This is a genomic window from Rosistilla oblonga, from assembly GCF_007751715.1.
GTDB classification, from domain to species: Bacteria; Planctomycetota; Planctomycetia; order Pirellulales; family Pirellulaceae; genus Rosistilla; species Rosistilla oblonga.
Genome location: NZ_CP036292.1, coordinates 5,953,883 through 5,980,515, shown reverse-complemented (window position 1 = coordinate 5,980,515; position 26,633 = coordinate 5,953,883). Strand labels below are relative to the sequence as shown.

The following is a 26,633-nucleotide window of genomic DNA, read 5'->3' as shown; positions in this document are numbered from 1 at the left end:
AACGTTTACCGCTCGAACCGACATTTTTACATCGGCGTTGCGGAGACGAAGCGGTTCGCCACCGGAGATGTAAAAACTTTTCTGCTTATCTTTTCTAACTCAATTGCTTCGATGCAAAGGAGAGGCCATGGACGGCACTCTGGTAATGGCTGGTGGTGCGCTCGCGTTGTCTGCTGCGGGTATCGCCGAATCTTGGTGGCACAACCACAACCTTCATAAGATCCCGGTACGGATTCATGTTAATGGGACGCGTGGGAAGTCGAGTGTTACGCGCTTAATTGCCGCCGGTTTGCGAGCTGGCGGGATTCGCACGTGTGCCAAGACAACCGGTACCGTGCCGCGGATGATCTTCCCCGACGGCAGCGAGGCATCGGTCTTTCGTCCCTCCCGAGCCAACGTGATCGAACAGCGACGGGTCGTCCGCGCGGCCGCTCGATTGGGAGCCGAGGCGCTTGTCGTCGAGTGCATGGCGCTGCAACCTCAGCTGCAATCGCTGTGTGAATTGCAGTTGATCCAATCGACTCACGGCGTGATCACCAACGCCCGCGCCGATCACTTGGATGTGATGGGGCCCGATGTTCGCGGCGTCGCTCGCGCCCTGGCGGGGACGGTTCCTGTCGGCGGAACGATGTATACCGCCGAACAGCGGCAGATGCCGCGCGACGTGATCGCCGACGCGGCGAAGGATCGCGGATCGAAGATGGTTTCGATTCTGGACGACAGCGTCGCCGAGGTCACTTGGGACGAACTGGCCGGGTTTTCTCATATCGAACATCCCGACAACCTGGCTCTCGCGCTGCGGATCTGCAGCGATCTGGGAGTCGACCGGCAGACAGCGCTGCAAGGGATGTGGGCCGCCGACGCCGATCCTGGAGTAATGCGACTGTACCGGATCGCCGATCCCGAGCGGGAGATGGTCTTCGTCAACGGATTTGCGGCGAACGATCCCGAATCGACCGGGAACAGCTGGAACACCTTGGTCGACCGCTACGAAAAGGTCGAACGGCGGATCGCATTGTTCAATTGCCGCGAGGATCGGATCGACCGATCGCTGCAACTGGCCGATGCCTGTGTCCGTTGGCGCCCCGCCGACCACTACATTCTTTCGGGAACGGGGACCGAGACGTTTGCTCGCCGAGCGATTCAGAAGGGACTCTCCAGAGATCGATTGACCTGTGCGGAGCATCAACCTGCCGCGCGGATCGTCGAATTGATGCAGGGCCAATCGGGGCGTAGCTCGATGGTCATGGGGATGGGAAACATTGCCGGGCCCGGAATGGATCTGCTGAACTATTTTCAACACGCCCAGGATTCGGGCAGCTGCGAAACCCGTGAACCCCAGTTGCAGGAGGCCGTGTAATGGATGCCACTTTGCTTGCAATTGCTATCGGTCTGGTCGTCAGTCTGGTGGTGACCGAGGTCTTCGGTTTAAGTGTCGGCGGGATGATCGTGCCGGGATACATCGCGCTGTCGATGCATCATCCGATCGCTGTGGTGATGACGATCGTCGCGGCGCTTGTGACCTGGGGAATCATTCGCCAAGTCTCCCGGTGGGTGATCTTGTACGGCCGCCGACGCGTCGTGTTGACGATGCTGTTTGGATTTGTTGTCGGGACGATGTTCCGTCTGCTGGCGAACAGTTTGGCTGGGGTGCCGGCCGAAGATGCGATGAACCCCGTGGTGATGATCGGTTTCATCATTCCCGGCCTGATCGCGCTGTGGTTTGAACGCCAAGGCTTTATTGAAACGCTGTCCCCGATGATGTCGGCGGCGGTGTTGGTTCGTTTGACCTTGATCACCATCGGCGTGGAGAACTTCTCATGAATCGGCAATCGTTCCTCAAAATGAATCCTGCGCAACCGTTCCAGGTGATGTATTGGCGTCCCAAGAAGATCTCGCGGCGATGGCTGTGGGCCGGCATGCTCGCCTCGTTGGCCGGTTTGTTCGCCGTCGAATGGTGGCCTCAGCAAGTTGCCGCCCCGTCGCCTCAATTGACAGCCGCTGCCGAAAAGGCGGACGAAGCGCTCCGCCACATCAAAGATCTGCGGATCGCTCAGGGGCATCGCGCATTACCCAAACTGGACCCCAGCGGATCCCACCTGATCGGCCCATCGATGTCGATGGTCACCAGCAAGCTCGGTTCTTTGGAATCGAAGCAGACCTCGATTAACCCGAACCTCGCGGCAGTGGTCGTCCGTTGGTTGGAGCAGGCGGGCGTCGAGCCAGGGGATTCGATCGCGATCGGAGCGAGCGGATCTTGGCCGGCGCTGAACATCGCGGTCTATGCCGCCGCCGAAACGCTGCAGCTGAAGCCGACAATCGTACTGTCGGTGGCAGCGAGCCAATACGGCGCAAACTCCCCCGACATGATGTGGGTCGACATGGAACGCCAGCTCCGCGATGCCGGGATTTTTCCAGAGTCCTTCGCCGCGCAGAGCGCTTCGTTGGGAGGCCTGTTCGACCGCGCGGCCGGGATGACCGAACCAACGCGTGAGATGCTGGAATTGGCTGCGACCCGCAACGGCGTCCCCGTGCTGAACGTCGCCGACATCGAAGATTCGGTGGGGCAGCGGATGGAGATCTATCAAAACGCTGGCTCCGAGCAACCGTATGCCGCCTACATCAATGTTGGTGGCGGATCGGCTTCGATCGGCGGAACCGCTGGCAACGCCTGTTTCAGCGCTGGCGTGCATCGATCGACTCCAAGCGATCAAGAGGTCCCCGACTGTGTCGCCTCGCGAATGCTCACCCAAGGCGTCCCGATTGTAAACGTCGTCGATGCGAAACAGATCGCGGAGTCCTACGGATTGGCGATCGCACCGGCAGAGATGCCGCGCGTCGGCCAGGGCTCGCTCTTCAGCCATATGACGTACCGTCGCCCATTGGCAGCGGCATTGATCTGCATGACTTGGGTTTGGATGTCGGTTACCGTCTTCCCACGTTGGTACCTGCGGACGGTACTCAAGCTGCGACGCTTGGTCCGCCGTCCCAATGCATCGACCAACGCTCTGCCAAAGCAGGTGGAATGGATGGTGTAGGGGATGCAGCCGGATGATGCTTCGAAAGTTCCTGCGGCTCGCGCCGCAGGCTTTATGCGGCCGCCGCCTCTGCGGCTATACTGCCAGCTGGGCGCTAGGAGAATCGATCCCCCCCAACGAAGCGGACGGCTGGCGCCGCAGGCTTTGTGCGGCCGCCGGCTCCGCGGCTATACTGCGAGCTGGGCGCTAGGAGAATCGATCCCCCCACCGAAGCGGGCGGCTGGCGCCGCGGCTTTATGCGGCCGCCGCATCCGCGGCTACATAGCCAGTTGGACGCTAGGAGAATCGATCACTACACCGAGGTGGACGGCTCGCGCCGGGTGACGGATTCAACTCGGGGAACTGAGTCGAATCGGTGCCAATGTGGAGAGCGCCGAAGCGAAACTCATCAAACGAAAAAAGGGTGCGTTCCAGATTCGCTGGAACACACCCTCTTCTATATTAAATGTCGGTCGGACGATCGCGGCGAACCGCGATTGTGACGACGCTGGATGGGCGAACTATTTCAGTTCGACGCTTCCGCCAGCTTCTTCGACTTCTGCCTTGACCTTCTCGGCATCTTCCTTCGAGACGGCTTCTTTCAGAGTTGCAGGGCAGCTCTCGACCATCTTCTTGGCGTCCATCAGCGAAGCGCCGGTCAGGTTCTTAACAACCTTAACGACGTTCAACTTCTTGTCGCCAAATCCGGTCAGAACGACGTCGAATTCAGTCTTTTCTGCTTCAGCAGCAGGACCGTCGGTTGGAGCAGCCATCATGACAGCGCCACCACCGGAAGCTGGCTCGATGCCATGCTCGTCCTTCAGGTAATCGCTCAATTCTTTGGCTTGCTTGAGGGTCAGTTGAGCGATCTTATCGCCCATTTCTTTAGTTTCGGCGCTGACTTCAGCTACTGCGGTGTCTTCCGACATGGGTATTCTTTCCTATTCAAAAAGGCGGATGAATTGTGAGACGAGCACCATCAAATGCCCGCCTTTTCAACCTCCCACAACACCGCCTCGCGACGGGTGAGGTACACAACGTAAGGGTTATTTAAAACAGACACCCGGTGGGTGGCTGGGTTACTTTCCTGCGGGATCGCGTTGATGGCATCCCGGACCAAACCGCGAAAGCCTCGTCGGAGGCCGTCGCAATACGACTACTCTTCCTCTTCGGAAATCTTCTTGATTTGGCCGTTGAGCGTCTTGCCAGGGCCAAGCAAAGCGGCGGACAGGTTTGCACCTGGGCCGAGGATCTGGCCAACCAGCATCGAGATCTGCTCTTCGCGACTCGGCCACTTGCTGACTGCTTTGAGCCCATCGGGGTCCAACGCTTCGCCGTCCATCACGCCGCCAGCGGCAACGAACTTTCCGAACTTCTCGCTGTCCTTGTCCAGACGGACAACTTCCTTCACGAGCGAGATGAAGTCGCTGCCACCGAAGCAGACCGCCAGCGAACCGCCGGCACCTTCGAACATCGGACTAAGCGTTGTTCCTTCGGTTGCTTTTCGCGCCAAGGAGTTTTTAACCACCAACATGGTGATCTCTTTCTGCCTCAGTTCCGCGCGAAGCTCGCACGTCGTGTTGGCGTCCATCCCAACCGTACTTACGATCACTGCGTCCTCGACACCATCAAGACGATTCTTGATGTCGCGAGTTACTAATTCTTTGACGAACTTACTCATATTTCTGTCTCACTTGCAGCCTGAACACCACCGAAGCGGCGTCGCAAGCCGGATTGCGAATTTTATATTTGACGCATCCAAAGCCCTACGCTCTGGAAGACCAATCGTGTGTCGATTGCGGACTAACCAGCGACGCGAACGCTAGGGCTCATCGTGGCGGCGATCGCAATACCTTTCAGATAGGTCCCTTTGACCGATTGTGGCTTCATTCCCACAACCAGATCGATGAACGCCTGAATGTTTTCGGACAGCTTTTCGGCGTCGAAGCTCAACTTGCCAACAACCGCGTGGACGTTGCCACCCTTGTCGTTGCGGAACTCGACTTTACCCGCTTTGTATTCAGCGACTACCTTGCCAGCATCGGGAGTGACGGTTCCGGCACGTGGTGCAGGCATCAAACCGCGAGGACCCAGGACACGGCCCAGAGGTCCCACGACACCCATCATGTCAGGAGTCGCGATGCAGACGTCGAAGTCGGTCCAACCATCTTTAATTCGCTTAGCCAAATCCTCTTGGCCAACTTCATCGGCACCAGCTGCTTTGGCAGCTTCAGCCGCTTCGCCTTTTGCGAACACGACGACGCGTTGAGTTCGGCCGATGCCGTGAGGCAGGACCAAGCTACCGCGGATGATCTGATCGGCTTGGTTCGGGTCGATTCCGAGCCGCATGTGAATTTCGACGGTTTGGTCGAACTTCGTTGTATTGAATTCCTTCAGCGAGACAACAGCCTCGCTGAGTGGCTTTGGTTCCGCCGACGCTTTGGCGGCCATCGCACGATAACGTTTTGATTGCTGTGGCATATTTGGTTTATTCCTTGAGTGTCCATGGTTCATGGTCGCGTGAAAGATTCGCGACCGCTGGCAATCGGCACTTCGCGGAACACCGCAAAGCAGAATGCCGGGGTCACAATGTCGCGACTTAACCTACGACGTCGATTCCCATGCTTCGCGCAGTCCCTTCGATCATGCGGATCGCATGTTCGATATCGCGTGCGTTGAGATCGGCCATCTTCTTTTCGGCGATCTCTTGGCATTGAGCGCGAGAGACGGATGCGACCTTGTCTTTATGAGGCACACCAGAACCTTTAGCGATTCCAGCTGTCTGTTTCAGCAAAGAGGCCGCGGGCGGGCTCTTTGTGACAAAGTCGAAGCTGCGATCGTTGTATACAGAAACGATCACGGGGATCGGGGTACCTGCGTACTCCTTGGTGCGATCATTAAACGCTTGAACGAACTGCCCAAGGTTTACACCAAACTTACCAAGCGACGTACCCACGGGAGGTGCGGGAGTCGCTTGTCCACCAGGCACTTGGAACTTAGCCTGGCCAACAAGTTGCTTTGCCATCTTTAATGTCTACTTTCTCGAGGCGGTCCATCGCGGCTGTACTCGGTTTACGTCACCGACTTCAACCTGCCGCCAGGAATGTCTTTCTTGGGGATCTGACCTACGCCGCCTGGGGTCTAACACGGAGCTCGAACGCTCCGGTTGGCGGCGTACACAAATCAGCGAGCGAATACTAGAGCGGTTCGACCTGCCAATGGTCAAGCTCTACTGGCACGGATCGGCCAAAAATATTGATATTAACTGAGATGCGACCGTTCGCCTCATCCAATTTCTCAACTTCGCCTTCCTGATTTTGGAAGTTACCTTCCTTGACGCGAACTCGCTCGCCGACTTTAAACGGTATCGACGTCTTGAGCTGCTTCTCGCCATCTTCACCGTCTTCATTCGATGTGATCACGCGTTCGACTTCTGCGGGATCCATCGGAGCTGGCTTGCCAGCGGTTCCTGTGAAGTCGCTGACGCCGGTGGTGTCGCGAATCAGGAACCAGGTGTCGTCGTTGACGTGCATGTAGATCATCAGGTAGCCCGGATAGAGCTTCCGTTTGACGATCTTGCGTTTGCCGCTGCGGTTGAATTCAACGATGTCTTCGGTTGGCACCAAGACTTCGCCGAAATAGCCTTCCATGCCCGACATGTTGATCTGTTTGATGATCGCGTCGCGAACGGTTTCTTCGCGGTTGAACGCAACCTTTAGGATGTACCACTCTTTGGGCGCTTCATCGGGATCGAGAATCTCGTCTTCGACGTCGACCTCGGGCTTTTTGATCCGCCGCGTGGGAGCCTCGAATTCGTCTTCGAGAATGGGATCGACAGCTTCTTCTTCGCGAGGGGCGGCAGCTTTCGAACCGCCGATAGCTTCGCCCGATGCGAGTTCTTCGGTTACGCTGACGTCGGACTTTTCCGCCGCGTCGGACGAATCCTCTGCCTGCTCGGATGCCGCAGCAGCCTCAAGTTGTTCGTCCTGTTCGCGTTTGTCTTCGCCGTCCACCGCAGTTCAGCCTTTCTTAATAGCCTCAGGCTGTTGCGCCTGGGGCTCTATCTATGTTTGCAATTTCGTTAAGCGGCAACGCCGATAAACTCGAAAATTGCCCGCCAGATGATGTCGAATGTAAACAGCGACATCGCTAGGAAAAAGATCGTGAAGATCACGACGATCGAAGCGCGGATCAATTCGGCCTTGCTGGGCCATGAGACCTTGTTCATCTCCGCTTCGACAGCGATCAGGAAGTCGGCAAAGCGAGGCCAGTTGACCAAGCGGAACGAGATCCAGAAGCCGACCAAGCAGGTGATCGCTGGGATCGCCAATTCGAGGGCCGCCGAGCTTTCGTCGAAGAAGCCTTGCAGGGAATCGTAAAGGCTTTTGCAGCCTAGGGCGACGATCACCCAAAACGCCAAGCAGGTCATCTGGCGGACCAGACGCCCTTGGTTCCGCTTGTAAACCTGACCTTTGAACAGTTCAGGCAACAAGGGGGCTGTTGAATTTCCGGCTACTTCCGTGGACATCCGGGCGAACTCCCGACGAATCGTGTTTCAATGTATTTCTTTTTCGGCTGTGACCACAACTGCCACCGCGCTACCATTCAATGGACAGGTCAAGTTCGAAAACTTGCATCCAAGGTCGCTGCGAGTCGTCGCGTTTGCGGCACGGGGCCGGTCGCGATTGCAGTCAATTACCTTTAAAGCATATGCTAGCAGGGGAGGCGGGACTCGAACTCGCAACCCCTGGTTTTGGAAACCAGTGCTCTAACCAATTGAGCTACTCCCCTAGCAATGCAGACCGAGGCTTCGAAAAGCGGTCCACATAAAACTAAGTGGCAACGGCGATGGTTTGGCATCGCATTGCCACTTAGCATGATCTTCATTTATCGCTCACACGTCAACCAGTTGGCTTTGTGATTGCGACTTGCTGAATTAGGCAATGATCTTGGTGACAACGCCCGAACCAACGGTACGTCCACCTTCGCGAATCGCGAAACGAACACCGTCGTCCATCGCGATTGGCTTGTGCAATTCAACTTCAACCTTCACGTTATCGCCAGGCATGCACATTTCGGCGCCAACCAGGTTTGCAGTTCCGGTAACGTCGGTGGTACGGAAGTAGAACTGTGGGCGATATCCGCTGAAGAATGGAGTGTGACGTCCACCTTCATCTTTGCTCAAGCAATAAACTTCTGCTTCGAACTTGGTGTGCGGAGTGATGCTGCCGGGCTTGGACAATACTTGGCCACGCTCGATTTCTTCACGCTTAACGCCACGCAACAGGCAACCGACGTTATCGCCAGCGATGCCCTTGTCCATTTGCTTGCGGAACATTTCGACGCCGGTGCAGATCGTCTTCTTGCTCTCTTCGTGGAAGCCAACGATTTCGACTTCTTCGCCGACGTTGATGACACCGCGTTCGATACGACCGGTAGCAACAGTACCACGACCTTCGATCGAGAAGACGTCCTCGATCGCCATCAGGAATGGGCGATCTTCTTCACGCGATGGTTCTGGGACGTATTCGTCCAAAGCGTCCATCAGGTCGCTGATGCACTTCGAAGCATCGGGATCTGCTGGGTTGTTGTAGGCTGGCAGAGCGCTACCTTGGATGACAGGAACGTCGTCGCCAGGGAAGTCGTACTTGCTGAGCAATTCGCGAACTTCCAGTTCGACCAATTCCAACAGCTCGGGATCGTCGACCAGATCGACCTTGTTCAGGAAGACCACGATGTAAGGAACGCCAACTTGGCGAGCCAACAGAACGTGTTCTTTGGTTTGTGGCATCGGGCCGTCAGCAGCCGAAACGACCAAGATCGCTCCGTCCATCTGGGCGGCACCGGTGATCATGTTCTTAACGAAGTCAGCGTGGCCCGGGCAGTCGATGTGGGCGTAGTGACGAGCCGCAGTTTCGTACTCAACGTGAGCAACGGCGATTGTTACCGTTTTGGTCGAGTCACGGACGGTACCGCCCTTGGCGATATCCGAGTAGCCTTTGGCTTTCGCCAAGCCCTTTGCAGCTTGAACTGCAAGGATAGCACCCGTGGTTGTGGTTTTGCCATGGTCAATGTGTCCGATAGTACCCACGTTCACGTGAGGCTTTGTGCGCTCAAAAGTCTCCTTGGCCATCGCTTTATTTCACCTACAAGATTCTATGTGTTAGTCCAGTTGATGGCCGACACAACGTCGAATCGCCAGCAACCGCTTGGCTGCACCCGACACTCGGGTCAACCGCCAGAAACGATACATTTTAAAATTCGCAAAGAGCTGCTGATGGGACTTGAACCCATGACCTCTTCCTTACCAAGGAAGTGCTCTACCACTGAGCTACAGCAGCTGATGGCGAAAGCGGGTGAAGGGAATCGAACCCTCGTCTTCAGCTTGGAAGGCTGTGGCTCTACCATTGAGCTACACCCGCAAACCTCTTCCGTCACCACTTTTCGGCTGCCATGGCCCAGTTGCGGTACATGTGCAGCGACATTCGTCGAAGGCTGTCGGCGCACATTTGCGTTATGTTACGCATGTGCGGCACGCTAGCCTATGGGGGGTACAGGATTCGAACCTGTGTAAGCAAAGCTAGCGGATTTACAGTCCGCCCCCTTTAACCACTCGGGCAACCCCCCAAACAATTCTGTTTGGGTCGGCTGAATGCACTCGGACATTCAACCTTTTCTTAGCAATTCGTCGCTTCAACCAGGTCGTCGAAGAGCCAGCGGAGGGATTCGAACCCACGACCGGCGGTTTACAAAACCGCTGCTCTGCCAACTGAGCTACGCTGGCTGGATAAACTCCACGCTAAGAAGACGAGAGTTTACCGATCTTGCAATCGAGGGCAAGGCGAATTTGGCCTGTTTTGGAACTATATTTCAGCCTTTCTCCCTCGAACTTTGACATTCTTATCGTTTCAAAGGTTCACAACCTTGAATGTGTTGCTTTGATGAGCCCGATTTTGTCTGCTGTTGCGCCATTTTGTTCCCTCGCGCAAGACGTGGTTTTCCCCACCGCGGCGCTGCTGGCTCGCCCTGCGACGGCAGTGCGGAGTCGCAGTTGTCGCGCTGGCTTGCGGTCGACCTTCATGATGCGTCCGCGCGGCGCGGTGGGCTGCGTCTTTTTTTGTCTCGCGAGCTGGGCAACTGGCGTCGTGCGACAGACCGGAATTCGACGGGCATCCAAGCCGCAGAGTCAAGCTAGCTTCCCGCACGCGGCGCACTGAGTCGTTGGAGCAAACTCTTTTACTCGCGGTGATAACCGGAGGATGTGCCGGGGCGTGATGGCGGTACTGTTGGCTGTGAATGGCTGAAGTGAAGGTGCTGCTTGCTCACGGCGGTATTCCGCTTGTATATGATGTGGGCGAGGGATAGTTCCCTTGGTTGCGGTTTAACGGTCGCATTGAGTTGTTCGTCGCGGGACGCGGTATCGCCTCCCGGGGTGAAACTTGAAGTGGCGCAGCGGGACGAGAGAGGTTGCATTTGCGTACGCGTAAGAAGGAGAAGCGGGTTGAAGCGGAGTTGTCGGCGGTGCCACCAACGGCGAGCCGTCGTCGATGGCTGGTCGCAACGGTTGCTACTGTTTTCGTTCTGTTTGCTGGGTGGGGTGTGATGCAGTACCGCCGCGCCGCGGAGCTCAGCGACCTTCGCCGTGCGTGCCGGCTTGCCGAGCAGGCGGGTAGCTGGCAAGAGCTTCAGCGGGCAGCGGAACGATGGGTTGCGCTGCAGCCCTTTAATGATCAGGCGATCATGCATCTGGCGACGGCAAAAAAATCGCTCGAAGACTGGGTTGGATTTGTCGACGCTGTCGAACAGTTGCCCGTTAGCAATGCATATCTGGTTCCCTCGCTAGCGGTCGCCGGTGATGTTGCGATCGATCATCTTGAGGATATCGATCGCGCCGAGCGTCTGTTCTGGGCGATCTTGGCGATCGATCCTCGGAACGAGCAGGCGTATCAGCGTTTGATTTTTCTGTACAGCATGACGCTACAGAAAGCAAAACTGCAGGCGGTCATTCGGCAGGCCATCGAGCGTGGTGCGCAACCGGTCGAGGCGGGCGTTTATCTGACGACGATGTCAGCGCTCAACTTCTCCGACGGGCTGTTTCGTGTTGCCGGATGGCGGGCAGCGACGCCCGGCCGCGAGCCGCTGGAAGTTGCTTATGCCATCTATTTGGCGAGGGCTAGCGGTAACGAGTCGAACCGCGTGTTGAGGATGCTCGATTCGCAGGTCCCGGAATATGGAACACTCGACATCGCACGTCGAATGCAGGAGCGTTACCCCAACAATATCGAATTGCTGTCGTTTTGGATCGATCACGCGATGGAACGGGGAGAGGTTGAGCAGGTCCGCGAGGCGCTGTCGCGGTGGCAGCCTGAGTTGCAGGGCGATTACCGATATTGGCGTTATCTCGGCTGGTTGCAGGATATGTCCGGCGATCTCGAAACCAGTCTATCAAGCTATCGGAAGTCGCTGTCGATCCATCCTCTCGATTGGAGAGCTAGGAACGAAATGGCAACGCTTCAGCGGGCGTTAGGAGTCGATGGTGCGGCGGCCAATGCGGAACTGGCGGCGGAGGGGAAGGAGCTGGAACGGACGCTGAAAGAGCTGCCCTCTGCAAGCCAGTTGTCCACCGTGAATGCTGAAAAACTCGGTGAGTATGCCAGGAAATGTGGGGATTCTGTGGCCGAAAGAGCGTTTCGGCGTGGGGCTGGCGGGGCGTGACGGGTGCGGTTCGCGCCGGAACGGTGGCCGGACGGTGGAAGTAGTTCCCCTTTCCGTGTGAGGGACACCTGGCTTTTGCGGTGGAGTTCCCTTAAGGTAGGGTGGTCTTGTTCATTTCCAGATTGATCGGTGTTTGACTCTATCGAGGGCCAGTAATGCTAAAAGTTCGCATGTTGCTGTGGGTTGGTTTTGCCGCGACCGTACTCGGTTGTGGTGGCGGGGGCGTGCCAGTGCACCCCGTAACGGGGACGATTACTGTCGATGGGACGCCCACCGCAGGTATCGGGGTCACTTTGGTTAGTGAAGGCTCCGCTGCGATGGGGCTGACTGGAGTGACCGACGATCAAGGCGCGTTTGAGATTGTGGCAGCCGGGGGATACCAGGGGGCGCCGACAGGCACGTACAAGGTCTTGTTAAGTGCTCCTCGCGCCGAAGTCGACTACAGCTCGAACAAAGCACCGGTCGAAGTCCAGTTTCCACCACAGTATTCGAACCCAAACTCGGCTGAACTGACAACGGTCGAGGTGGGAGATGGCGACAGCGTCGTCACGATCGACGTAAAAACCAAGTGAGGCTAGGCAAGCGAAAGTTATTTCGTTTGCTGGCATCGGATCTATATCACTTCACAGTTCGGTCGGTTTCATTTCCCGAGCTGTTTCAATATGTATCGAAGCCGCGTCGCTGTTGTTTTTTATCTCAGGTTCGTATCGGGAGATTCAGAAATGTTTAGAAGAAGTGTCCGTCGCACGGGTTTTACGCTCGTGGAATTATTGGTCGTGATTGCGATTATCGGAATTTTGGTTGGGTTGTTGTTACCCGCTGTGCAAGCGGCCCGCGAGGCGGCTCGCCGCATGCAGTGTGGAAACAACTGTAAGCAATTGGGGCTTGCGATCCACAATTACCTCGACACCTACCGCCATCTTCCTCTGCAGCGAGACCTTACCAAGGCCAGCGTTGCTCCATCAAACCAGTTTACCTGTGTGTCGTGGATGACGGGGATCCTGCCGTTCATCGAGCAGGGGCCGCTGTACGAGCAATTGGACTTTGAGACCGTGATGGGAGCGTCGGCGTGGCATGGTTCGCTGGACAATGCGCCAGCGCGAATCGTTCGCGATACCGTCATTCCTGGCTACCTGTGCCCCAGCAATCCGCAGCCCGAACACTTCCAAGGAGGTGCCGCTCGCGATACCCAAGACGTGTTGGTCAACGGAAATGCTCGCGCTTCTTTCAACACGACGCGAACCGATTACGTCGGCAACATGGGCTTTATCTGGTCGGGTTGGAAAGATTGTGGTGACACGAGCCTGGCGGGAATCGTTGCCGGTGATGAATGGGTCGAAAGCGGACGTGAGTTTGGTTGGCAGGGGGATGCCGGTCGGCTGCAACGTTTGAAGGGGCCGTTTTGGTATCGCAACGCAGGTTGTGACGATGCCGATTTCGTCGACGGAATGTCCAATACGATTGCCGTCTTTGAAAACCACAGTTGGGCGAGCAGCAAGGCCAAGCCGAACATGATCAACAAGCAAGCGAGTTGGTTCTTTCCGTTCACTGCGGCTGATTCGCTGATCAAGACCATGAACACGGGACCCGAAACCATTCCCGGCGGCAACGGCTATGAGGATGGTCGCTGCAACAGTTGGAGCAGTACGCATCCCGGCGGTGCTCAGGCGGTGATGGGGGACGGATCGGTGCGATTCGTCGGCGAGACGGTCGACGTTCTCGTGCAGATGGGAATGGCTACGATGAGTGGTGGTGAATCGGTCCAACTTCCGTAGCGTTTCTGAAAACTGAAATCGGTAGATGAAGATACATTGGGGTGCACTGCACCCCAATGCTTTGCGCCGAGATAGTTTTTGTGCTTATCTTCCGCGGCGCGACCGCTGCCGCGAATTTATTCGATGCACCGCCATAGGTATGTTGATAAGGCATGTCGATTCGAAGCTCATGGGTTTTCGGGATCTGGTTCGGGTTGCTGTTGGGCTGCGATACCAGTCCTCGCGAGGTGGATTCGCCCGAGCGGGAAGCTGTTGTTGCGGAGCCGGTTGTTGTTGATCGGGAGCCCACGGCAAGCGACCGCCCTGAGAGGAAGCCGCCCAAGCCGCAGGTAGCGAAACAGTCGATAGCGTTTGCCGATATTGCTTTGGCGAGCGGGCTGCAGTTTGTCTTTGACACCGGGGCGCGGGGTGATTTCTTGATGCCCGAAGCGACCGGCGGCGGCGCGGGGTGGATCGACTACGACCGCGATGGTCAACAGGATATCTTTCTGGTGCAGGGAGGCGACTTGTTGGAGCCGGAGGCGGGCGATCGGCTGTTCCGAAATGCCTCGACATCCGCCACTACGCGCTTCTCCGACGTGACTCTCGCTGCTGACATTAAGCATCACGGCTATGGGCACGGCGTCGCCATCGCCGACTTTGATGGGGATGGATTTGAAGACATCTACGTCACCAACATCGACGAAAACATCCTCTTGCAGAATCAAGGGGATGGTACGTTTCGCGATATCACCGAGGAATCGGGGACGGGGGAAACGTGTTGGAGCACGTCGGCGGCATGGGGCGATTTGGATGGTGACGGGGATCTGGATCTCTACGTCTGCAATTATTTGGACTACGACGTCCGCTCGCCCTTTCCTTGTTATTCCAAGTCGGGGAAGCCCGCGATCTGCAACCCGAGCGACTTGAGCGCCGTTGAGAACGCTTGCTTCGAAAATCTGGGAGATGGTCGGTTTCGCGATCGCTTGGTGGATTGGGGGCTGGAGGCTGAGAACAGCAAGTCGTTGGGAGTGGTTATCGCGGATATGAATCTCGACAGCCGTCTGGATATCTATGTCGCAAACGACGTGATGCCAAATCTGCTGTTTCTCGCCAATGCTGAGGGAGGCTTCCGCGAGCAGGGGATTGCGATGGGATGCGCCATGAGTGGTGCGGGGTTGAATCAAGCGAGCATGGGAATTGCATGTGAAGATTATGACAACGACGGTGCGCCCGACCTCTATGTGACTCACTTCTCTGCCGATTCCAACACGATGTATGCCAGTCTGGGGAACGGTTTTCGCGACGTTACGAACCGGCAGGGATTGCATCGTCCGACGCTCAGCCTGCTTGGTTTTGGATGTAGCATGCAGGACTTCGATTGCGATGGATCGATGGATCTGTTTGTTGCCAATGGGCACGTTAATTTTGGGGCGGCGGGGAAGATGGTGCCTCAGCTGTTTTCGTTCGATGGCAAGCGATGGCATGAGACCGGCGGAAACATTCCCTGTCTCTCAGTGCCACGCCTTGGGCGAGCGTTGGCGGTGGGCGATGTCGATCGCGATGGTTTACCCGACCTTTTGATGGCGAACCAGTTGGACAACGTTTCGCTGTTCAGCAACCGCAGCGAAGCGGGGAATTGGTTGTCGGTCGATCTGATTGGATCGGCAGCCAATCGCCGTGGGCTGGGGGCACGCGTCGTGGCGCGGTTTGGAGATCGGCAGGTCGCGCGTCAACTGGTGTCGGGTTCCAGTTACTGCACGTCGCACGAATCTCGTCTATTCTTTGGGCTCGGAGATTGGAGCGAGCCGTGCGAGCTGACTGTCCATTGGCCGTGGTCGGATCAATCGACGCAAGTTGTTGTAGAACCGAACCGACAGGTTACGATTCGCCAGCCCGCTGAATTGGCTGTGCACACCACCGACAGGACACCATAGGCATTTGAACGCATGAATGGAGCTCCCGTTGTTTCCCGGTCGCTGTTCGGATGGATTGCTGCCGGTGTCGCTTTGACGCTATCCCTTGGTTGCGATGCACAGTCGCTGGAGTCCGGTCCACCTGCGAACCAGGTGTCGGCTGAGGTTGCCGATGTGGAGCCGCCGCGGTATGCGGGGAGTGCCAGTTGCGCTGCGTGTCATCAAGAGATTGCCGAGCGGTATAGTGCTCATCCGATGGCGAATTCTGCTGGGCTTGCCGACGCATCGATGCGCGTGATCGAAGATTTTGATCCGGCAAAGAGTGAGTTTTCTGAGTTGGGGTTCGGTTATCGCGTAGAGCGATCTGCCGACGGAGAGATGATCCATCAGGAGCAATCGCCGACGGAAAGCGAGGTTCAGTACACTCAGTCATTCCCTGTCGATTTTTACGTTGGTTCGGGGGAGCGGGGCAGGTCTTATTTGATCGCGAAAAACGATATGCTCTTTCAGTCTCCGATAACTTGGTATTCGCAGGCTGGTCGCTGGGACTTGTCTCCGGGATACCATCAGAACAACCGACACTTCGATCGCCGCGTTTCGGGGGCTTGTGTGGCGTGTCATTTCGGGCGTCCCAGTCCGATCGAAGATGCTGCGAACCGATTTCAGCAGCCGATGTTTTCGGAGTTTGCTATCGGATGTGAAAACTGCCACGGCGCAGCGGCTGACCATGTCGATTGGCACAACGGAAAGCGAGCCGAGGGGGATCAGAGTAGCGACCCGATCCTTGCCATCTCGAAACTGGAGCCGGCGAAACAGGCGAGCATCTGCAACCAGTGCCACTTGGTCGCGGCGGATCGCGTTTTACGCGAGGGGAAGACCGCCTATGACTTTCGCCCGGGCGACAACTTGGAAGAGACTTGGGTTTGTTTTGTCGAGCCCGTCTCGGGACGTCACGACAGCCAGAACGCGGTTTCGCAGGTAGAGCAGATGCGTTCGAGTGCCTGTTTTCAAAAGAGCACGCCGCAGATGCAATGTACGTCGTGCCACGATCCGCATTTTTCGCCAACCGGAGCTGAGGCTGTCTCCTTTTATCGCCAGCAGTGTATCGCTTGTCATAACGATGCGTCGGTTCAGTGCAGCATGCCGCCGGCTGAACGGCTAGCGGTCAGCAAGGAGGATTCGTGCATGCAGTGCCATATGCCCAAAGCCTTGTCGTCCGACGTCGCGCACACCTCCACGACCGACCATCGCGTGTTAAGGAACTACGACCAGCCGCCGGTTGCCGATGAGTCGGCCGGTACAACCGATTTTCTGCAGGCATTTGACGATGCGGCGTTGCGGTTGCCCAGCGAAACGATCGATCGGGCGCTGCTGGAGATCGCGGCAAAGCATTGCATCGCAGAGCACGATCAGCACAGCGCGTTGTTGCTTACGCCAAAGATCGAGGCGCATCTCGCCAAGCATCCCGACGACCTTTCAATGTATTTGCATGCCGGCAGTTTGTATCATTTGACTCGCGACAGCAGACGAGCCCAGGAGAAGCTGGAGTATGTCCTTCAGCGTCGGCCACAGGATGAATTGGCGCTGAAGACGTTGTTTATGCTCGCTCACGAATCGAATTCGTTGCGTGCTGGAATTCGATACGGACGCGAGTATCTGAAAATCAATCCTTGGGATGCGGACGTTACGGGGCGGTTGATCCATTTGTTGGGGCAGACCGAAGAATTTGAAGCCGCAGTTGTGTTGGCACGCGGTGCCGTCGAGCGGTTTCCTGCAGACCTTCAGATTCAGGCTTGGTTGGATCGCGCCGAAGCTTTCCTTCAGAAGCAGAACGCTTCGCAAAAATAGCCGTGGACTGGCTGCGGAGAAGATGGTATTTCAGCATTCAGCTGCCAACTGGCGCTCGCATCGGCACAGGGGTGCGATGCGAAAGAGTTGAATTTTGTCTCGACTGGTCGTACCATTGAAGCATGATCGCACTTCGCCCTCTCTTCGTGGCAATCATTTGCCTCGCGATAGCGATTCCAGTTCCTGGGATCTCCAGCTGCCGTTGCGCGGTTGAGCAGTCGCCCGGTGAATGCTGTGCACCTCAGTCCGATCTCGGTTCTTGTTGCTGCGAGCGGCCTGCGACCGCAGGGCGTACTTGCTGCGACAGCACGCAGGGCGAAGGCTGCAATTCATGTTGCGACCTCTCTGCCCCATTGGCCAGCGAACCCGCGGTGCCAAGCGAAGCAAACGCTTCGGTTGAACTTCCGCCTGTCGCCTGGGCGGTCTTTGTTCCGACTGTGCCGCCGCATGCGTCTCTCGCTGCACTCGATCACTCTTCTGCTCCGCTACCCTGGTGTCATAACCGGCGGCAAGCGACGTTGTGTGTTTGGCGGAAATAGGCCTCCACGCTGAAGTTAGTCTGTTTTTGATAACAACATTTCAGTTTGGAGTATTACCTATGTTTAAGCTTATGTTTGTCGGTCTCGCTTTGGTCGGTGGAATCGCCGTCGCCCCGTTCGCTCAATCCTCAGCGGCAGCGCCTTGCGTCTGCTGTGGCGAATCATGCACGTGCGAGTCGTGTGCTTGCGATGAAAATCAGTGTGCGTGCGATGTCGGCGGTCCCTGCCAATGCAGCGATCAGTGCAATGCAACTTGCTGCACTAAATAGCATCTGCGTCTAGCCATCTTTGCATGGTTTTGGTCGCCCAGGCGAATGCTTGGGCGACCTTTTTGTTTGCCCAGCGAAGCTGGCAAACCCAGTCGGTGCTTGTCACCGACCAAGCCCTGTTCATGGGGAATTGAATTCGATTCGCAAGGGTTCCGCCGGTGACTGCGGGTCTGAAGGAAGCGATAGGAGGACGATGGAACGTAGCGAAAGCGAACCCGATTCGGCTGCCGGCGGGGGCGAGCGTGCAAAAAGTCGCGATGCCCGATACATGAACAGCCGCCGGAAGTGTTTGGGGACGTCATCATCGTCAGGGAGCCAGTGCAGTAACTGGGGAGACCTGACATTATCCGTGGCCGCGTTAGCTCCCCCAAAGGCGAAGCGTGAGAAGCCGGTAAGGTCGCTTCAAGTGGAAACACAAGAAGCGATCGATGTGGTGTCAGGAGTCAGATGAACCCGTAGTAGTGAATAAGTCGCGGCCCGTGAAAGCTGGTAACAGTCTGGAGGACAAAACCGTGGCGACGACGTGCAAAGCATCGGCGGTAACCGAGAAGCGAGTCACGCCGGACAGAGATGAGTCAAAAGGTCATCACTGGATGCGAAGGGGGGAAGTTTTATTTGTGATTGGAGAGAACACCGAAAACGAGCAATCGGCAGCCGACACAATCCGAGAAGATCGAAGGTCTCGGGGAACGGTCCACAGTGGCGATGCGGGGAACTGCTAAGCTGCTCGATTCGTCCGTCGGCGTGGAAGTAACTCAGCAAACTCGACGCCTCGCGATTGTCCTTTACCGGAATAGCACACGAGGCGTCCGCTCGAAGCCAACCGCCACACTGCCAACCGATTCGACAGAAAGCGCTCGACCCAACGAAAGACCACCGACCGACAGTCATGAAGCGAACCTACTACAGCCTCTACGACCGACTGCTTGATCGCCGAGCTTTGGCTCGCGCGTTCGAGAAAGTCCGACGTGCCAAGGGTGCACCTGGCATCGACGGGCAAGCGATCGATGCGTTTGAAGCTGATTTACTGGGGGAGCTGACGCGGTTGGTGAGCGAACTGCGGAGCAAGACTTACCGGCCCAGTGCGGTCCGCCGAGTTTCGATTCCGAAACCGGAAGGCGGCCAGCGGCATCTTGGCATCCCAACAGTTCGCGACCGAGTCGTCCAGCAAGCGTTGCTGGACATCCTGCAGCCGATCTTTGATCCTGACTTTCATCCATCAAGCTACGGTTACCGACCGGGCCGCAGTTGCCAACAGGCAGTCGCCAAAGCAACGATGTTCATCCGGCGATATGGTCTCGACCAAGTCGTCGATATGGATCTCTCGAAATGCTTTGACCGGTTGGATCACGGCTTGATTCTCTCGTCGATCCGTCGTCGGGTGACCGATGGCAGCATTTTGAATCTGATCAAAATGTTTTTGACCAGTGGAGTGATGAACGAAGGTGTCTGGGAGGCGACGGAGCTGGGCAGCCCGCAAGGCGGTGTTGTCAGTCCCCTGATCGCCAATATTTACCTGGATGCTTTCGACCAGGAGATGATGCGTCGTGGTTACCGAATCGTTCGGTATGCCGATGACATTCTGATCCTGTGTCGGAGCAAGCGATCGGCGGCTCATGCGATGAGCGTTGCAGTGGAGATTCTGGAAGGTGATTTGAAGTTGACCGTCAATCGCGATAAGACGCACCTGACTTCAGCCTGTGAGGGTGTGAAGTTCTTGGGCGTCGTGATCGGCAGCATGCACACCCGCATTGCTGCCGAGAAAGTCGCGGCCTTCAAGGCGAAGGTCAAAGTGATCACTCGCAAGAACAGCCCGGTGAACTTGGAGAAGGTCATTGCTGACCTGAATCCGGTGCTTCGCGGCTGGGGCAGCTACTTCCGGATGGCGAACTGCAAAGGTCTGTATCGCGAGTTGGCTAGATGGATTCGGCGACGATTACGGGCCAAGCAACTCGCGTTGTGGAAGAAACCGACGCGTCTGATTCGCCGCTTGCGGCAGGTCGGCGTACGTGGTGACCTCCAGAAGATGCGAATGACCGCGTGGCGTACGTCGCGTAGTTCTTACGCCAGTATGGCCATCAGCAATGGCTTCCTGGCGGAACTTGGCCTGTTTGACTTGACCGAATTGGAGACTGGAGGCCTTCCTGGATTAACCTAGGCAAGTAAAACAGGAGCCGTATACGGACCCGTACGTACGGTTCTGTGAGAGGGCTGAGTCAGCGGTCGCTCCGCTGGCTCACCCTACTCGATTTAATGTCAGCAGATCGCTGGCGACCCGATTTTGAATTCATTTGGCGGAATGCGTGCTGGCAGCGTCTGGGGCTCTTGCCTTGGCGTCCTGTGGCGTAAAAACTGGAGGTTCACGGACGATCAGATTCGTGTTAATCCCCAAGTTAAATTGCCAGTTTTGAATCGAGGTCGAGCGTGCAGAAGTTAATCAAAGGAATCCATCAATTTCAACGCGAGAGCTTCGTGCCGTTGCAGGGATTGTTTGAACAGCTGGCAAAGGGGCAGTCTCCCGATACCCTGTTCATCACCTGTTCCGATTCGCGGATCGATCCGACACTGTTGACGCGGACTCCGCCGGGCGATCTGTTCATCTTGCGAAACGCAGGGAATATCGTGCCACCGCACGGTGCTGGCGGGGGCGAAGCGGCAACGATCGAGTTCGCGGTTGCCGGGCTGGGTGTGAAAGATATTATCATCTGTGGCCATTCCCATTGCGGTGCGATGAAGGGCATACTCGATCCGGATCAGCTAGTCGAAATGCCTGCCGTTGCAGCTTGGTTGTCGAACGCTGACTCAACGCGGCGGATCATGAAAGAGAACTACAGCGAATTGGAAGGGGACCGGTTGTTGAGCGCGACTGTCGAGGAGAACGTTCTCGTTCAGTTGGAGAACCTGCGGACCCTCCCATCGGTCGCCGCGCGGCTTGCCAAGGGAGATCTTCATCTGCATGGTTGGGTCTACAAAATCGAGACGGGACAGGTGTTTGCCTATGATGTGGTCTCGTCACAGTTCCTGAAGCTGACCGATTGCGACCCGCCGGTCGAGCCCGCGGTGCAGCATCGCAAGACGAACTTGATCTAGCGCGAAGGCTCTTTGCGAGCCCGTCTCCAGCGTAAATCTGTCCCAGCGTAAATCTGTGCGCTTTGGAAGCCTGGGCCTGCGAATTCGTGGGCTCTCGTTGGTCGGGATCAGGCCATGCCCCAACGCTTCCGCAGTACCCAGTCGCTGGTCAGTAGGCCGCCGAAGATCAGCATCGTCAACCAGCCGCTGACCGGTTCGTCTCCCAGGCGCCATTGTTGCACGACGGGTGAGACCGATCGTTGGCGGTTTTGGGCGATCAGTTCGCGGAGCGATTCGATCTGGTCGGGCGGGATCGATCGGCCGCCGATCTCCGACGTGACCTGAGCCAGTTGCTGCATCTGAGCGATATCGGCTACCGGGCGGCTGAGTTCGCGGTCGATCGACGCGACTTGGAAGGCGAGTTCTTTCGGCTCGATCTTGCTGCCAGCGGTCGTGTCCACAGCTCGCAAGCGATACATCCCGTCGGCCAGTTCGGGCAGCTTGCCCGTCCAGACGGTTGCCGCCCCCGGTTCCGCGTCGCCTCTTGTCGCTGGCACGTCGATCGCTTTGTCGTCGGCGTCGATCACTTGGACCGTCAATTTTCGCTCCGGCGAATCGTCCGCCTCGCCGCCGATACTCGCCTGGAATTGCACCTCGATATCTGCAGCGAATCGGCGGCGATCCATCTGCAAGACGATCTGGTCGGGGGAGGCGAGTTCGCGCCGCATCAGCCATAGCAATACCTGTCGCCAGAACCGCTGGTGCGCCTCGCGCTGCCCTTGTCGCCACCATTGCCAAGTGCTGTCGCCGGCAAAGGCGGCGCAGCGGCCGTTGCCGAAATCGCCGATCACCAACAGAGGCTCCTCGGAGGGTGACTCCAGCAGCACCTCGACCCCGGGGATCGGCTTGGGGCCCAGCAAGCGGTTGGCTCCCTTGAGTGGGCGCAGACGATCCCAGGCGGCCTGTTGTGGGCCGCCGGAGACCAGTTGGTTGATCGGGTGGGGGCGGGTGATCTGGATCGGCACCGAACCTTCGATCTGCAGTTGGCGGTCGGGCGGTTGCCCAAACGCTTGGCGGCGATCGGGAGAGGTTTTTACGGGAAGGACGTCGGCTAGGGGAGAGCTGCCGTAACCGCCGGCGTCGAAGCTGTGGAAGCCGCCCAGGGTTAACAAGCCCGCTCCTTCGTCGATCCGTTGGCGGAGTGCTTGCAGTTGCTTTTCTCCCAACGCCTGGGAATCGAGATCGCCCAGGATGTAGATGTCGTAGCGATCGGGATCAAACGCAGTCCCAAGATCGACGGGCCAGTTTTTGCCCTGGCCGATCCGCTCGATCCATTCGAACGTCAGCTCGAAATCAGCCGAAGCGGCGATGCTGCGTCGCAGGAATAGCTGTTCGGGGCGCGGTTGCCCTTCCAGGTAAAGGACTCTGCCGCCGCCATCGCGAACATCGAGGAAGGCGGTTTGCCGGTTGTTGTCGGTCAGGATCTCGCCATCTTGCGGTTCGGCGATCAGGTCCAGCCGGTAGTTGCCCGGCGCGGGGGCGGGCAGTTCGATTGCGATCCGTTGGTCGTCATCGCCTCCCTGGGCGACGATCTCCCGCTGGGCGATCTCCTCGGTCTCGCCTTGAGCGTTGGTTAGCATCAACCGCAGCGGAATCGAGCGGTTGTCGAGTCCCTGGGCAGAGAGCGTGGCCGTGACCTGGAACAGGTTCTTAGCGAAGACGCTGAACTGGTCGGGCATCCCGTCGATCGCGACGTCGCGGGCGGCGGAGGTGTCTTGGCTGGGGCCGATCGGGACGGTCCACAGCGGCACCTCCAGCGAGGCCAGCGTCTGCGCCACAGCTTGCGGGCCGATGTCGATGTCGGCCGTTTGAGTTCCGTCGCCGATCAAGACGATCCCGGCCAGCGGGCTGCCGGCGGCTCGGGTGATCGTGTCGCGAAGGGCTGCCGCCAGATCGGTCTGCTTTCCGTCGGGCTGCGCCTGGAGAAACGCATCGACCGCGCCGGTCGCCGGATCGAGCGGGGAGAGGTCGCTGGAGTATTCGTAGACGGCGGTTTTTAGCGTCGGGTCGCCGCTGTCGAGCATTGGCGCGATGCGTTGCCAAACTTCGTTCTGCGATTGCCATCGCGACTTAGTGCCGCCGGCGGGAAGGGTCATGCTGCGTGAACCGTCCAGAAGAATCGCAAGCGTTGCGGCCGCCGGTTGTTGGAGCGTGACGACGTGCGTCGGCCGCAGAAGTGCCAAGACCAAGACGGTGGCGGCGATCAATCGCAGCCCGATCAGGGTGCGTCGCCGACGCTGTGTCAGCTGAGTCGATTGCGGAACGACAAGAAGTGTCGTGAGCACAAAGAGGATCGCCACCAGGCCGATCAGCCCGAGCGAATCAAAAATCGGCTGCGTCGTCCAACTGCTCATCAGCCCAATCGTAGCAAAACCGATCCCTCAGCCGCAAACCGCTATCGACAGGCGGTCGCCGGGGCGATTGCCCCGGCGCTTCGCAACCGGATCAAATCCGGTTGATTCAACTCTCTGGCAAGCCGCAAACTAGACGGGCTTCCAGTCCTTCAAAGCCTTCATTTCCGCAGCCACATCGCTGCCATCGGGGGTCTTGTCGCTGTCACGCTCGAACCACTCGGGGTCGAACTGCAGGTAACCGCCCTTGCCTTGGTTAGCGTTCTTGATCGCAACGTTGGTCGACAACGCGATCACCGCATCGCCCATCGCCACCTCGGGGTAGCAACGCGGGCGATTTTCTGGCGACGGATTGCGGATGCAATACGCCCAGTGCTCGATCTCTTCGTTGTAACCACGGCTGACGGGACCGCTGTCGGCAGCTTGAGCCACCGGTGCGGCCATGCTTCCGCTGGCCTGAGTGTCCATCGCCGCCATGTCGCCATCTTTCTTGACGCCCACTTTGGCTGACGTGTTGCTGTCCTTGTACAGGTAGACGTCTTTCTCTTTCTCGAGAACCAACGTTCCCTTAGTACCCATCACGACTTCGCCGTAACCGCCGAAACCGTTGCCGTTGATCGTCGAATAGGTAACGACAACCTTCTTGGCGGGATCGGTGTTGTAGCCCTCGATCTCGCCCCTGGGGTTGGGGTAGTTTTCGACGCGATCATAGTATTTGACGCCGAACTTCGGATCGTATTCTGGGCCGGGGAATTCGAACATGCAGTAGACGTGATCGTCGACGTCGCGATCGTGTGGGAAGATGTGACGACCACCGACAGCGGAAACGCTCAACGGGTGCGCCTTCTTGCCATCGTTCCGCAGCGAGCTGAGGAAGATCGTTGCAGCGTCCAACTGGTGGCTGCCCAGTTCGGCCATCAGTCCGCCACCGGTGCGGTCGAACAAACGCCAGCGGCAAAGTTCTTCCAGAGCGGGGCGAACGCGATCGCCGATCGAACCGTCTTCGTATCCGTGTCCCGATGCGTCGACACCCTTGTCGGCATCCCACGCTTCCCATTGGGCGATCTTCTTGGCCCACAGTTCCGCGGTTGCCGGATCGGTCTCGGCATCCAGCTTACGCTTCATGCTGCTCAACTGGTCGGCGATCTTGTCGTATCGCTTGCTGGTTCCGTTGATCGCTTCGCCACCTGGCAGCGGCATCTTCCAGCTGTCGGCACCCGGGACGTTGCCACGGTGCCATTGAGCGCGGATGTGGTGGATCTGGCCCAACATACCCCAACGCATCAGGTTGATCGCGTTGTCATATTTGACGCTGTAGTGACGTTGGTGACCGGTCGCCAGATGAAGCGGATCGCCTCCCTTGGTGGTCATTTCTTGAGCACCGCGAGCCATCGCTTTGCACTGCGCGACGCTGTGTGCCATCAGTTTTTCGGTCAGCACGTGCTTGCCACGCATCATCGCTTGGATGGCGACTGGAGCGTGCAGGAACAACGGCAACGCGATGATGATCGCTTCGATATCGGGATCGTCCAGAATCGCCTGGATGCCACCGTTGCTGCTGTCGTAAACCTGGACTTCCTTGCGCGCTTCGGCTTCGCTCTTGTAGCCGTATTGCTTGATCAGGCCTGGTCGAGCGGCTTGCGCGGCGGGGCTGCTGACATCGCCATGGAACGCCCGGTGGATGTTGTAGGGGCGAATGTCGCAGATCGCTTTGACGGTCACGTAGTCGGGGTTGCAGCCGCCGATCAGAACGCTTCCTTCATCGCCGGTTCCGATCACGCCGATGCGGACCGGGTCGGTGACCTTGTCGTAACCGAAGTACATCGCGCCGAGGCCAGCACCGCTGACGGCTCCCGCAGCGACAACGCCCTGCAGGAAATCGCGTCGCGTGACGCCAACGGCTTCGTAATAGTTGGCACTACCGATTTGGCGTGCTTCGTCGGATAGTTTATCGACCATGGGGATCACCCTTGTTCGTGGGAGCCGCCTCGATTGAAGGCAGCATGGATGATGGAATCGAGGCCGGCGAATCGTCCGGCTCCGGTCGAAGCGATGACCAGGCAGGCCATCGATTCAATCAATTGATAATACGTGGATGTAGGTCCCGTCGCCGGTGGGAACTGGCTCAGGAAAACCGAAAACAGGAACCCCGCGGCGGCAAGTGCAGCCACTGGAGTAAACAGCCCCAAGATCAGCAAAACGCCGATCGTGCAATCGAACCATGGAACAAACTTGTCCATCACGGTGGTGTCGATTCGTTGGTTGCGAAGTGGCGGCAGTTCCAGGTGACCGTGACGGCGCAGTTGGTCGTCGCTGGCAACGGCGTTCATGTCGCGCTGCAGGTTCTCCCATGCATTATCCACCTCGCTCAAGATCGGGTCCAGTTTTTGTCGCCATTCTCGCTCGATTGTTTCTTTTTGTCCGATCAGGCTCGTCACGTCGTTCCGCTCCGGACGCTGCGCCAGATCGGCCAGGCGTTGCCGACCGAAATCGATTTCGGCCAGTTCGTCGACGTTGTTGTCGAGGACAAATTGGTATTGGTTCAGGGTTCGCTTGAGCACTTGATCAGCTTGCTTTTGCTGAGCATCGTCGAAGCCGAAGTGCGAACCGGCGGTGTTGCGGTACCATTGCCAACGTCGCTGAGTCGCTTCGTCGTCCAATCGCAGGCCGCCGTCGCGGTCCCAGACAACAGCGTGGAAGTGTTCGGCAAACGGGCCACGGGCGGCGCTCAGAAAGCGGCTCGAATCGAAGCCGTTTTGGATTTTGTCAGTCCCTTCGCTGTAGAACTGCCAGCCGACGGAGAGTCGCAGCAGGATCAGCATCAACGCTGCCAGCAGGCTCAGTTTCTTGGGATAGGGCCCCCAACCTGTGGCCAGCCGCAACGGAATGCAGAGGGTAGCGAGTCGCGAAGGGGCGGCGGATGGGATTTTCTCGGACACCATGCGTTGAATTGGGGCAAGAGGCAATTGGAGGGGAGCGAGCAATCTCGCGAGCACAAAAGCGAACTTTCTTCCGTTCGATTTGGGCCCGATCGGATCGGTCCCAGCCACACGACGGTGCCAGACCGCATCGAAAGCCGCTAAGCAAGGGATTAT

At 57.7% G+C, this 26,633-nt stretch carries 20 protein-coding genes and 5 tRNA genes; 10 read left to right on the top strand and 15 right to left on the bottom strand.

Features of this window, described 5'->3' with window-relative positions:
- Nucleotides 1-127 precede the first annotated feature (127 nt).
- From pgsB to pgsW, 3 genes are read left to right on the top strand one after another with little or no spacing between them, the layout of a single operon-like run.
- Complete coding sequence (gene pgsB / locus CA51_RS21205) at nt 128-1,360, top strand: poly-gamma-glutamate synthase PgsB (protein ID WP_145123160.1); 1,233 nt, start codon at nt 128-130, stop codon at nt 1,358-1,360.
- The gene (gene pgsC, locus CA51_RS21200; protein ID WP_145123159.1) at nt 1,360-1,824 is read left to right on the top strand and encodes a poly-gamma-glutamate biosynthesis protein PgsC; all 465 of its coding nucleotides are present in this window, start codon (nt 1,360-1,362) and stop codon (nt 1,822-1,824) included. Before pgsB ends, pgsC begins: the two co-directional genes overlap by 1 nt.
- Nucleotides 1,821-3,038, top strand: a complete 1,218-nt coding sequence (pgsW, locus tag CA51_RS21195; protein ID WP_145123158.1) for a poly-gamma-glutamate system protein — start codon at nt 1,821-1,823, stop codon at nt 3,036-3,038. Before pgsC ends, pgsW begins: the two co-directional genes overlap by 4 nt.
- Before the next feature lie 500 nt (nt 3,039-3,538).
- On the opposite strand, the gene rplL is transcribed toward pgsW, so the two are convergent.
- From rplL to CA51_RS21135, 12 genes are all read right to left on the bottom strand, one after another.
- The gene (rplL, locus tag CA51_RS21190) at nt 3,539-3,946 is read right to left on the bottom strand and encodes a 50S ribosomal protein L7/L12 (protein ID WP_145123157.1); all 408 of its coding nucleotides are present in this window, start codon (nt 3,944-3,946) and stop codon (nt 3,539-3,541) included.
- Between the two features lie 227 nt (nt 3,947-4,173).
- Nucleotides 4,174-4,698: a 50S ribosomal protein L10 gene (gene rplJ, locus CA51_RS21185; RefSeq protein ID WP_145123156.1), complete on the bottom strand. Its 525-nt coding sequence runs from the start codon at nt 4,696-4,698 to the stop codon at nt 4,174-4,176.
- A gap of 122 nt (nt 4,699-4,820) precedes the next feature.
- The gene (rplA, locus tag CA51_RS21180; protein ID WP_145123155.1) at nt 4,821-5,498 is read right to left on the bottom strand and encodes a 50S ribosomal protein L1; all 678 of its coding nucleotides are present in this window, start codon (nt 5,496-5,498) and stop codon (nt 4,821-4,823) included.
- Nucleotides 5,499-5,616: 118 nt separating this feature from the next.
- Nucleotides 5,617-6,042 (bottom strand): 50S ribosomal protein L11, encoded by a 426-nt coding sequence (rplK, locus tag CA51_RS21175; RefSeq protein ID WP_145123154.1) that lies wholly within the window; start codon nt 6,040-6,042, stop codon nt 5,617-5,619.
- Nucleotides 6,043-6,214: 172 nt separating this feature from the next.
- Nucleotides 6,215-7,030 carry a transcription termination/antitermination protein NusG gene (nusG, locus tag CA51_RS21170; protein WP_231745818.1) on the bottom strand — a complete coding sequence of 272 codons (816 nt, stop codon included), beginning with the start codon at nt 7,028-7,030 and terminating at the stop codon, nt 6,215-6,217.
- A 68-nt stretch (nt 7,031-7,098) separates the two neighbouring features.
- The gene (secE, locus tag CA51_RS21165) at nt 7,099-7,545 is read right to left on the bottom strand and encodes a preprotein translocase subunit SecE (RefSeq protein WP_145123153.1); all 447 of its coding nucleotides are present in this window, start codon (nt 7,543-7,545) and stop codon (nt 7,099-7,101) included.
- Nucleotides 7,546-7,734: 189 nt separating this feature from the next.
- Nucleotides 7,735-7,808 (bottom strand) — tRNA-Trp (locus tag CA51_RS21160).
- 145 nt (nt 7,809-7,953) lie between these two features.
- On the bottom strand, nt 7,954-9,150 hold the full coding sequence (tuf, locus tag CA51_RS21155; RefSeq protein WP_145123152.1) for an elongation factor Tu: 1,197 nt from the start codon (nt 9,148-9,150) through the stop codon (nt 7,954-7,956).
- Between the two features lie 136 nt (nt 9,151-9,286).
- Nucleotides 9,287-9,358 (bottom strand) — tRNA-Thr (locus CA51_RS21150).
- A 10-nt stretch (nt 9,359-9,368) separates the two neighbouring features.
- Nucleotides 9,369-9,439: transfer RNA gene (locus CA51_RS21145), tRNA-Gly, on the bottom strand.
- Between the two features lie 123 nt (nt 9,440-9,562).
- Nucleotides 9,563-9,644: transfer RNA gene (locus CA51_RS21140), tRNA-Tyr, on the bottom strand.
- Between the two features lie 84 nt (nt 9,645-9,728).
- Nucleotides 9,729-9,801, bottom strand: a tRNA-Thr gene (locus CA51_RS21135).
- Between the two features lie 689 nt (nt 9,802-10,490).
- Between CA51_RS21135 and CA51_RS21130 the strand changes: the two genes are divergently transcribed.
- The 7 genes from CA51_RS21130 to CA51_RS21095 all read left to right on the top strand — a co-directional run bounded on the left by CA51_RS21130 (nt 10,491) and on the right by CA51_RS21095 (nt 21,148).
- A complete protein-coding gene (locus CA51_RS21130; protein WP_145123151.1) occupies nt 10,491-11,732 on the top strand; it encodes a tetratricopeptide repeat protein in 1,242 nt (413 codons plus the stop codon).
- A 155-nt stretch (nt 11,733-11,887) separates the two neighbouring features.
- A complete protein-coding gene (locus CA51_RS21125) occupies nt 11,888-12,304 on the top strand; it encodes a hypothetical protein (protein ID WP_145123150.1) in 417 nt (138 codons plus the stop codon).
- A 90-nt stretch (nt 12,305-12,394) separates the two neighbouring features.
- The gene (locus CA51_RS21120; protein WP_145123149.1) at nt 12,395-13,507 is read left to right on the top strand and encodes a DUF1559 family PulG-like putative transporter; all 1,113 of its coding nucleotides are present in this window, start codon (nt 12,395-12,397) and stop codon (nt 13,505-13,507) included.
- 152 nt (nt 13,508-13,659) lie between these two features.
- Nucleotides 13,660-15,423, top strand: a complete 1,764-nt coding sequence (locus tag CA51_RS21115) for a CRTAC1 family protein (RefSeq protein ID WP_145123148.1) — start codon at nt 13,660-13,662, stop codon at nt 15,421-15,423.
- 12 nt (nt 15,424-15,435) lie between these two features.
- Nucleotides 15,436-17,250, top strand: a complete 1,815-nt coding sequence (locus tag CA51_RS21110; protein WP_145123147.1) for a cytochrome c3 family protein — start codon at nt 15,436-15,438, stop codon at nt 17,248-17,250.
- A gap of 1,697 nt (nt 17,251-18,947) precedes the next feature.
- On the top strand, nt 18,948-20,216 hold the full coding sequence (ltrA, locus tag CA51_RS21100; protein ID WP_145120251.1) for a group II intron reverse transcriptase/maturase: 1,269 nt from the start codon (nt 18,948-18,950) through the stop codon (nt 20,214-20,216).
- Between the two features lie 266 nt (nt 20,217-20,482).
- Nucleotides 20,483-21,148 (top strand): carbonic anhydrase, encoded by a 666-nt coding sequence (locus CA51_RS21095; protein ID WP_145123145.1) that lies wholly within the window; start codon nt 20,483-20,485, stop codon nt 21,146-21,148.
- A 107-nt stretch (nt 21,149-21,255) separates the two neighbouring features.
- On the opposite strand, the gene CA51_RS21090 is transcribed toward CA51_RS21095, so the two are convergent.
- From CA51_RS21090 to CA51_RS21080, 3 genes are all read right to left on the bottom strand, one after another.
- Nucleotides 21,256-23,541 (bottom strand): glutamine amidotransferase, encoded by a 2,286-nt coding sequence (locus CA51_RS21090; protein WP_145123144.1) that lies wholly within the window; start codon nt 23,539-23,541, stop codon nt 21,256-21,258.
- 129 nt (nt 23,542-23,670) lie between these two features.
- The gene (locus tag CA51_RS21085) at nt 23,671-25,497 is read right to left on the bottom strand and encodes a Gfo/Idh/MocA family protein (RefSeq protein WP_145123143.1); all 1,827 of its coding nucleotides are present in this window, start codon (nt 25,495-25,497) and stop codon (nt 23,671-23,673) included.
- 5 nt (nt 25,498-25,502) lie between these two features.
- Nucleotides 25,503-26,480, bottom strand: a complete 978-nt coding sequence (locus tag CA51_RS21080) for a DoxX family protein (protein WP_145123142.1) — start codon at nt 26,478-26,480, stop codon at nt 25,503-25,505.
- Nucleotides 26,481-26,633: the final 153 nt, after the last annotated feature.